This is a genomic window from Mycobacterium sp. (assembly GCF_052143115.1).
Classification (GTDB): Bacteria; Actinomycetota; Actinomycetes; order Mycobacteriales; family Mycobacteriaceae; genus Mycobacterium.
Genome location: NZ_JBKQTQ010000088.1, coordinates 1 through 6,951, shown reverse-complemented (window position 1 = coordinate 6,951; position 6,951 = coordinate 1). Strand labels below are relative to the sequence as shown.

The window sequence follows — 6,951 nt, the reverse complement described above, 5'->3', positions numbered from 1 at the left end:
CGCTTGGAGGCCACGCAGCATTGCCCGCCGTTGTTCATCCGACCCCACAGCGCCCACTGGACCGTCTTGTCCAAGTCGGCGTCGGCCAACGCGATCAGCGCGTCCGAGCCGCCCAACTCCATGGTGGACTTCTTGAGGTTCTTGCCGGCCCGGGCCGCGACGACCGAGCCCGCGCCCTCGCTGCCGGTAAGCGAAACGCCGCGCACGCGCGGGTCGTCGATCAGCATGTTGATCTGATCCTTGGTGGCGAAGAGGTTGGTGTACGCGCCCTCCGGGGCACCCGCTTCCAGCAGTAGCTGCTCGAAGGCGGCCGCCGCCTGCGGCACGTTGGAGGCGTGTTTGACCATGACCACGTTGCCGGCCATCAGGTTGGGCGCCGCGACCCGGACCAGCTGGTACAGCGGGAAGTTCCACGGCTGTATCCCCAGGATCACCCCGAGCGGGGCGCTGACGAGCATTGCGTTGTCGTCGGCGCTGACCGTGTTAAGACGCTCGGGCGCCAGGAACGCCTCGGTGTTGTCGGCGTAGTAGGTGAAGATGTCGGCGGCCAGCGCAACTTCGCCCAAGCTCTCCGTATAGAGCTTGCCCATTTCCAGCGTCAGCAGGCGGGCGAACTCGTCGGGGCGTTCGGTGAGGATGGCTGCGGCACGGCGGCACACTGCGGCGCGCTCGGCGTACGACGTCTGGCTCCAGGACTCAAAGGTCTTCTGCGCCTGCGCAAGAAGGTTCATCGCCTCCGCGTCGGTCAGGTCGTCGAAGGTAGTTACGACCTCGTTGTTGTACGGGTTAACGGTCCGGTATGCCATGGTGTTTACTCCATCTGTGTCGGAGCGGCACTTCAGCCGCTGTTATGGATGTCGTGCTTCGTTTCTGAACATCGCTCTTCGCACGCGATTCCGCGCAGCTCCCTGCTGACGCGGTGTTGCTTCTCAGCATCCGGGTTCTGCGGCGGCATGTCGTTACCGCCACCGTCAAAGGGGCATACCTGCCAGCAGGTAAAGTGCCCGAAGTGCTGAGCTTCTGACGGTTCGTCAGGATTGCATTGGCTGCCAAGACATTTGACATTCGGGCCGATGCGCGTCAACCTTCCCGCGCGCCGTAGGCCGCTGGCCTCATGGTAGAGGGTCGAATCTAGGTGTGTTACAGACTTTTCGGGTTCAAAGATCATGAAGATTGCAGCTAGCCGGTACACAGGACTGCGGCTGGCATGAACCTGTTCACCGCCGTCGACGCCGACACTGGTGGCAGCGCGTTGGAGCCTGGCAGAAACCACGGTCAGGGACGCGATCCATCTGAAGGGAAGGAGGGACCATGAAGAACGTCAGAATTGCCCGATCGGCGGCCATCGCGTTGGCTGTGGCGAGTGTCGGGCTTGGCTCGCTGTTGACGACTCCGGCTTCGGTGAACCTCGCAGACTGTCCCGAGGGTTGGTACTGGGACAACGGGAGGCAAAATTGCCTGCCCCCTGGGTTGCCGAAGGATCCGCCCAACGGATGCCTCACCGGGGACGGCACGCATCTCAAGGGCACCATCTGCGTCAATTAGGATCCAACTACTCACTTCTGGGAATCAGCGATGCACCTTGCAACCGTCGTCTTATCCGTACTTCTGGCTGTGGAGTTCGCGTTCACGGGGCTCATCAAAATCCTCGGTACCGGCACCGCACGCGCCAATGCCGAGCATCTGGGAATTAGCTTGCGGCTCAGCCGCGTCATCGGTGTCGCCGAACTGGCCGCTGTGGTGGGACTGCTCGCGGGGATCGCGGTCAAGCCTCTTGCCATCGTGACTGCCGCCGCAGTCGTACTTCTCATGGCCGGCGCCCTTGGTTACCACCTCAAGGCGCGCGACAATGGCGCCGCACTGCTTCCCGCGGCGATCACTGGACTGGCAGCCGTCGCCTTGGTGATACTCACCATCGTGGCGTAAGACCACCACCGCCCCGACCCGGACAAGAGGATCGTCGGAAGATGTTGCTTCCCCTGGCATCAGAGCCATACACGGCTCCCACTGATCGCGACATGCTGCCTTCGGAGCGGCGAGAATTCGTGCGCACGCACCGCACCTGTGTTTACGGGTACCGTCGCCGCCACGACGGCCCTGCCATGTCGGTCGTGTATTACATACCCACCGATGACGACGAACTGCTGGTTTCGACGATGGCCCCACGCGGCAAGGCTCGTGCGGTGGCACGTGACGGCAAAGTGAGCCTATGCGTGCTCGACGAGCGGTGGCCGTTTGTCTATCTGCAGGTGTACGCCGATGCAGTCATCGACCGCGACCGCGACCTCGTCGTCGATGTGATGATGGCCGTGGCCGGACGCATGTCGGGCCAGCCGCTCGGTAACGAGGCCCGCCCGTACGTCGCGCAGATGGCGGACAAAGAGGATCGAGTCGTCGTGCGCTGCCGCCCCTACGCGACTTTCGCCCAGCCACCCCGGCACCTCCATCAAAACGACCAAGTGGAGGAGGTCACTCACTGGTTGTCGCCGATGTTTCCGTGGGACACACCAGATCCGGTCTGAGGACTGTCTTGGGCAGAAAACGCTGCGGCGCAACGGAATTAAGAATGAACGGCAGCTGCCTATGGCCAACGGTAGCCATCAGCACGCTGACCGAACCCGCAAGCCGCACTGACGGAGTAGTGTTGCCGCATTACAGCCGAGGTGTTGGGCGCTTGGCCGGGTGAGGGCGGTGGTTGCTGGTGGGCGATCTCCATCGCGACGCGGACCCGTTGACGTCGTTGCATGGGCGGCGAAACGAGTGCGCGGCGCTTGACGGGCTGCTGGCTCGGGTGCGTGGTGGGCGCAGCGCCGTGCTGGTGTTGCGCGGGGAGGCCGGGATCGGCAAGACGGCGCTGCTGGGTTATCTGACCGAGCGGGCCGCGGGCTTCAGGGTGGCGCGGTGCATGGGCGTCGAGTCGGAGATGGAGTTGGCCTTCACTGGGCTGCACGACCTTTGCGCACCGATGCTTTCGTACTTGGACGCGTTGGTGGAGCCCCAGCGCGAGGCGCTCAGTGTGGCACTGGGACTGGCGTCTGGGGAGCCCCCGGAAACGTTTCTGGTGGCGCTGGCGGCGCTGAACCTGTTGGCGCAGGCCGCCGAAGACGGGCCGCTGCTGTGCATCGTCGACGATGTGCAGTGGCTGGATCAGGCCACCGGTCAGGTGCTCGGCTTCGTGGCGCGGCGACTGTTGGCCGAACCGGTGGGGCTGGTGTTTGCCGCCCGAATAACGTCGGCGTCGGAGGATCCGCTGGCGGGTCTGCCCGATCTGCGGTTGTCCGGGCTAGATGAGCAGTCGGCTCGCGCGCTGCTGGCGTCGGTGAGCACGGCGCGTCTGGACGAGAGCGTGCGGAGCCGGATTCTCGAGGAAGCGCACGGAAATCCGTTGGCATTGCGGGAATTGGGCGTGGTGGATTTCGCGGGCGGGTTCGCGATGCCCGACCGCCTCAGCGTTCCGCGTCGTATCGAGGACCAGTTTTTGACGCGGCTGCGCGGTTTGCCGCGGGTCACGCAGCGGTTGCTGCTGGTTGCCGCCGCCGATCCGGTCGGGGACCCGGCTCTGCTGGCGCGCGCGGCTCACCAGCTGAACCTGGATGTGGGTGCGCTGGAGCTGGCGGTCGACGCCGGGCTGCTGGACCTCGGTGCGGGGGTGCGGTTTCGGCATCCGCTGCTGCGCTCGGCGGTGTATCGGACCGCCGACGTCGAGGAGCGGCGGGCAGCCCACGCGGCGCTGGTCGAAGCGACCGACCCGCAACGTGATCCGGATCGGCGGGCCTGGCATCGCGCCTACGCAGCCGAGGCCGCTGATGAGGAGGTGGCCGCCGAGCTGATCGGGTCGGCCGATCGCGCCCAGCGGCGCGGCGGGGTGGCAGCGGCCGCCGCGTTTTGGGAGCGGGCGGTGGCGCTGACCCCCGATCCGGGTCAGCGGGCCAGGCGAGCACTCAAGGCGGCCCAGGCCAAGTACACAGCCGGGGATCTCGTGGCCACCGAGAAACTGCTGGCCGCCGCCGAAGTCGCTCCGCTCGATGAGCTGGGCCATGCGCGGGTTAAGCGGATGCACGCGCAGATCGCATTTGGGCTCAACTGCGGCGGGGAGGCGCCCTCGCTGCTGCTCCAGGCCGCGCATCGGCTGCAGCGGGTGGCTGCCGACCAGGCATCGGATACCTACCTGGAAGCTGTGGTGGCCGGCATCTACGCCGGGCGCCTCGCCGTCGGGGCAGGCATGTCGGAGGTAGCGCGGGCAGCCCTATCCGCCCCGTTGGGGCCCGAGCCGCTGCCCTATCCTCAGCTGCTGTTGCGCGGGCTCGCGGTGCGGGTACTCGACGGATATGTCGCCGCAGCGCCGCTGCTGAAAGAGGCGCTGCGCCAATATCGTGCCCAGCCGCAGCGATTGGACGCGCTGTGCCACCCCTACAACCTCGTGGCCATCGAGCTGAGGGACGACGAGGCGTGGTTCGAGCTGGCCAGCGGCCAGGTTCAGCTCGCCCGCTCCAGCGGCACCCTGAGCTGGCTCCCGTTTGCACTCGGCCATCTGGTGATGTTTCACGTGCAGTCAGGTGAGTTCGCTCAGGCCGAGGCACTGATGTCGGAGCAGGCGAGCATTGATCCGACGAGCCCGGAGCGCGATTTGTATTGCGCGGTGATGCTGGCGGTGTGGCGCGGAGACGTCCCCCGGGCAAGCGAACTGATGGATAAGATGACTGTCAGTGCTGCTACCCGGGGTGAGGGCGTGGCACTGGCGTTTGTGGACCTTATGAAGGCGGTGCTCTACAACGGCCTAGCTGACTACAGCAGGGCCGCCGCGGCCGCTGACGACGCCGTTAGTGCGAACGAGATAATGAACGCGAACGGGGCGCTGCCCGAACTGGTGGAGGCCGCGGTACGAAGCGGCCAGCCAGATCGCGCCGCCGTGGCGTGTGAGCGGTTATCGGCGGTGGCCGCGGGCAGCGGGACCGACTGGGCCCGTGGTGCGGCGGCGCTTGCGCGGGCCCTGCTGGCCGACGGCGATGTCGCCGACGACCTCTACCGAGAGGCCATCGAGCTGCTCAGTCACACCCGGATGGCGTCGCACCTCGCGCGGGCGCGGCTGTGCTACGGCGAGTGGCTGCGGCGCAGCAACCGTGCCGCCGAGGCGAGCACACAGTTACGGGCCGCGTTTGACGCGTTTTCGGCCATGGGCGCCAACGCATTTGCCGACCGCGCCCGCCGCGAGCTTGAGGCCACCGGGGAGAAGGTACGCACGCACCGCGAGGAGCCGGGCGTCGAACTGACCCCTCAAGAGCATCAGATCGCCCAGCTCGCGCGGACCCGACGCACGAACCCCGAGATCGGCGCCGAACTGTTCCCGAGCGCACGCACCGTGGAGTGGCATCTGCGCAACATCTTCACCAAGCTCGGTATTGGCTCACGCCACGAGCTCGACGCCGCCCTCAGCCGCAGCCACTAACCGGCGCCGCCGCGCCGGACCGAGAACGCGGGTCGTAGCGCGTTCCCAACCACAGCCGGCGGGGCATTTCGCGGCGAGAGGCTTTGCTCGGCGCTCGAAAGATACATACTTACTGCATGCCGCTCCGAAGTCGGCGCCTTGCTAGTCCGCGGTTGACGGCTGCGCGCCTGGGTGCGTTTCTGGGGCCGTCGGCAGTTCCTGCTCGCAGGCTGGTGATCACCGGTGCTACTGGGTTTCTGATCGTCGAAGCTGTGCTCACCGTTCTCCTCAAGCAAGTCGATCCCCGGGACCCGGTTGGGATCGTCTACGCCGTCCTGATGGGCGTCGCACTGGTGGGCAACTTTGTGGCCGGTGTCGCGGTAGCGGCTGCCGCAACCGCCGACCGGCGCCGCGAGGCCGAACTAGCGGCCGACCTGGCTCACCTGATGCTGCGCGCCGCCAATCTGCGGTCCGCGGCCGAGGCTGCCGCCCAGCACCTTGCTACTTCTTTGAGATTGGAGTTCGCGGGCATCGACCTGAATGAGGCGGCCGGCGAGTATTCGCGATCGGCTATCCCGCTGCATGACGACGACGGGGTGCTTGGCGTCCTTCAGGTACCAAACGATCTCGCCCGAGAGACGCGGCAACGCCTGCTCCAGGTGGTGCCCACCCTCGAGGCCTTGCTCGCCGCCGCCCGGGACCGGGAGAACATCAACAAGAGCTTGATCGAGAGCCGTCAAAGGCTCGAGCGTTTCTTCGACCTGTCGTCCGACCTCATGGTGATTTCCGACCAGGGCCACCTGCTGCAGGTCAACCCTGCCTTCGAACGGACCCTGGGCTATCAGGTCGACGATTTGGCGCCCGCGCCATTCGACTTAGTGCCGACGGAAGATTTGGCCAGGCTTCGAGAGCCGATCAACGAGCTCACCGATGGACGCGGACCCGTTCGTTTCGAGAATCGGGCCACCAGCCGCGACGGCTCCCCGCGATGGATCGAATGGAGCGTGGCGCCACACCAGGGATTGTTCTATGCCGTTGGCCGCGATGTCACGCGGCCGCGCGCCGAACAAGAGCAGCTACGCGAAACCCAGACCATGCTCGAGGCCAGCAGCGACGCGTTGCGCGCGCTCGCCGAACAGCAGTCGGCGCTGCGGCGGATCGCGACGCTGGTAGCTCAAGGCGTGAGCCCCGACGAGGTGTTCTGCGCGGTGGCCGAGGAAATGGGCCGATGTTTGCGCGTCGCCGGCGCGGCGGTGTCCCGCTACGAGGACGACGCGATCACCGTTCTGGCGTTGGCGCGGGTTCCGGAGAGCATGTCTTCGGGTGAGCGCTTGCCGCTTGACGGCGACAACGTTGCGACGAGGGTGTTTCGCACCGGGCTTCCGGCCCGGATGGACAACCACGACGACGCCAGCGGTGCGATCGCCGACCGAATGCGACAGGTGGGTGTCCAATCGATCGTCGGGGTTCCGATCGTCGTCGGCAGCCGCGTCTGGGGCATGGCGAGCGCCGGCAGGGTTGACGCC

At 66.3% G+C, this 6,951-nt stretch carries 6 protein-coding genes; 5 read left to right on the top strand and 1 reads right to left on the bottom strand.

Annotated elements, in window-relative coordinates:
* On the bottom strand, positions 1-806 hold an 806-nt coding region (locus ACLQI9_RS09865), incomplete at its 3' end, for an aldehyde dehydrogenase family protein (RefSeq protein ID WP_442391591.1).
* A 505-nt stretch (positions 807-1,311) separates the two neighbouring features.
* On the opposite strand from ACLQI9_RS09865, the gene ACLQI9_RS09860 reads away from it, so the two are divergent.
* The 5 genes from ACLQI9_RS09860 to ACLQI9_RS09840 form a co-directional block, all read left to right on the top strand.
* Positions 1,312-1,545, top strand: a complete 234-nt coding sequence (locus ACLQI9_RS09860) for a hypothetical protein (protein ID WP_442391589.1) — start codon at positions 1,312-1,314, stop codon at positions 1,543-1,545.
* Positions 1,546-1,575: 30 nt separating this feature from the next.
* Positions 1,576-1,926, top strand: a complete 351-nt coding sequence (locus ACLQI9_RS09855) for a DoxX family protein (protein ID WP_442391587.1) — start codon at positions 1,576-1,578, stop codon at positions 1,924-1,926.
* Positions 1,927-1,967: 41 nt separating this feature from the next.
* Positions 1,968-2,522, top strand: a complete 555-nt coding sequence (locus ACLQI9_RS09850) for a pyridoxamine 5'-phosphate oxidase family protein (RefSeq protein WP_442391585.1) — start codon at positions 1,968-1,970, stop codon at positions 2,520-2,522.
* A 179-nt stretch (positions 2,523-2,701) separates the two neighbouring features.
* A complete protein-coding gene (locus tag ACLQI9_RS09845; protein ID WP_442391583.1) occupies positions 2,702-5,446 on the top strand; it encodes an ATP-binding protein in 2,745 nt (914 codons plus the stop codon).
* A gap of 116 nt (positions 5,447-5,562) precedes the next feature.
* Positions 5,563-6,951: PAS domain S-box protein (locus tag ACLQI9_RS09840; protein ID WP_442391581.1), on the top strand; the 1,389-nt coding region annotated here is incomplete at its 3' end.

What these genes read in the sequence shown, in the direction of transcription:
- ACLQI9_RS09860 (WP_442391589.1), top strand. Translation starts at nt 1,312, where the DNA reads ATGAAGAACGTCAGAATTGCCCGATCGGCGGCCATCGCGTTGGCTGTG.
- ACLQI9_RS09855 (WP_442391587.1), top strand. Translation starts at nt 1,576, where the DNA reads ATGCACCTTGCAACCGTCGTCTTATCCGTACTTCTGGCTGTGGAGTTC.
- ACLQI9_RS09850 (WP_442391585.1), top strand. Translation starts at nt 1,968, where the DNA reads ATGTTGCTTCCCCTGGCATCAGAGCCATACACGGCTCCCACTGATCGC.